Here is a 1824-nt window from a genome sequence, read left to right as displayed (position 1 = left end):
GTCGTGCGAGTGCAGGGGTCGGGCGGGGTCGGATAGTATGGTTGCGCTGCGGCGATCGAGGGAGTCGGTCCGCCGCGCACGTCCCACCCTTCAGTTGTGCGCTCTCTGGGGGGTGGGACCCAAGGGGGTCAGAGGTCGCCGCCGCGCCATTCGGAGATTCGCGGTCCTCGACTGTCGATGTAGAGGGCGCGTCTGAATTGGCTGCCCCATCCGAGGTGTTTGGTGGTGGCGTTCTTGGGGATGTAGTGGGTGGTGTCGTCCCAGTGGATGACGTCGATGCCGTTGGCGTGGACGGTGTAGGTGAAGATTCCGGTGTCGGGGTTTTCGTGTGCGGTGAGTTCCCATTGTCTGCCGACTGCTTGCGTCATGGTGGCAGTGCCCCAGGTGATACTTCCTTGTGGTGTTTGTGCGCGCAGGGTGATGGTGTTGCCGCGCCATTCTGCGCTGACGTAACTCGAGCAGTCGATGGCGGAGTGCACGTGCAGTGAGGTGAGTAGGGTGGTCGCTCCGGTGACGCCGATTCGGGCGTTGACGTATTGATCGAAGGTGTCGGTGGGTTCGCGGTATGCGGCGAGGCCGGTCCAGGTTCCATCTGTAGTCGATCCCCAGAGGTAGCCGTTTCCGCCGGATTGCATGAGGTTGTACGGTGCGGTTCCGATGCTTGCCCAGCGGCTGGTGGAGAGGTAGAAGTTTTCGAGGCCGAAGTCGTCGTGGAAGATGCGTTTGCCTGGCCATATCTGGGTGGCTCCCGATCCTGTTCCGGCCATGATTTTCTCGACGGGGGCCAGTTTGCCTGTGCCGATGCCGACGAACATCGCGGTCATGGGTTTGGTGGCGGTGCCGTTGCCGATGAGGTAGGCCATCAGTAGATCGCTCCGATGAATCCGACTGCGGTTTTCTCGCTTGTCGGTAGTGCGTCGTATGCGGCTTGTGTCCCGATCCAGGTGATGATTTTCTGTCCGGGGTAGGCGCCGACTTTGGCATTGAAGAGTTCTTCGAGGCTGTTGAATGCTTCGATCAGTCCGTCGATGTCGTTCATGTAGTGGCGGTGCTCGGCGGGTGCGGCGTCGATGGCGGTGCGCGTTTGGTCGGGGGTCAGCAGTTGGCATGGTTCTGTTCCGTTGCCGACGAGAAATGATCCGGGGGTGTTTGTTGTCCGTCCGGTTCCGCCTCGGGGGACGGGAAGGTGTCCGGTGATGATCCCGGAGGCGTCGTGGGTGTGTTCTTTGGGGGCTTTGGCGCCGATCAGTTCGAGGACGTCGGTGGCGAAGTTGGGGTTGTTACCCAGTGCTGCGGCGAGTTCGACGAGGGTGTCGAGCGCTTCGGGTGCATTGTCGACGATGGCAGCTGCGGCAGCGGAGGCGATGGCGTGGACGGCGGATTCGTCGAGCTTGTCGGCCAGGGCGGAGTTCAGATTCGTGGTGATCGTTTCGTCGTGACGGGCGATCGATTCTTCGACGAACGTCCGGGTAGGACGGGAGAGGGGTTTGTCGAGGTCGGGGGTGTTGTCGATGCGGTCGAGGCCGATGTGCTCCTTGGTGAGTTCCCCTGTCAGGCCATCGAGGGAAGTGACGCCGCCGGGATCGCCCGGCTCCCCCTTCTCTCCGGGCTCTCCCTGGGGTCCTGGTGTGGCGACGATGTCGAGTATTTCGTCGCGGTACTGCTTGACCAGTGAGACGACGGGCGGTTCGTACACGTAGGCCGATTCGAGTAGATCCTGGAGGGTGATCTCCTCGACACCGATCGGCACGACCACGAGCTTGGGCCTGGAATCGGCTACGCCGCTGCGGATTTCGACGACGAGTGGTCCGGGTTCGACGGTAA

Annotated in this window: 2 protein-coding genes; both read right to left on the bottom strand. The window is 62.1% G+C overall.

Going from position 1 to position 1824, the window contains the following annotated elements; translation table 11 throughout:
* Positions 1-128: 128 nt before the first annotated feature.
* On the bottom strand, positions 129-863 hold the full coding sequence (locus RhoBH5_RS31300) for a hypothetical protein (protein ID WP_270009442.1): 735 nt from the start codon (positions 861-863) through the stop codon (positions 129-131).
* A partial coding sequence (locus tag RhoBH5_RS31295) for a hypothetical protein (protein ID WP_270009441.1) occupies positions 863-1824 on the bottom strand: 962 nt, incomplete at its 5' end. The genes RhoBH5_RS31295 and RhoBH5_RS31300, both read right to left, overlap by 1 nt.

This window comes from Rhodococcus sp. BH5, assembly GCF_027583855.1.
Lineage (GTDB): Bacteria > Actinomycetota > Actinomycetes > Mycobacteriales > Mycobacteriaceae > Rhodococcus_F > Rhodococcus_F qingshengii.
The sequence above is the reverse complement of the archived record's forward strand: the minus strand, read 5'-3'. Positions and strand labels throughout refer to the sequence as shown.

What these genes read in the sequence shown, in the direction of transcription:
- RhoBH5_RS31300 (WP_270009442.1), bottom strand. Translation starts at nt 863, where the DNA reads ATGGCCTACCTCATCGGCAACGGCACCGCCACCAAACCCATGACCGCG.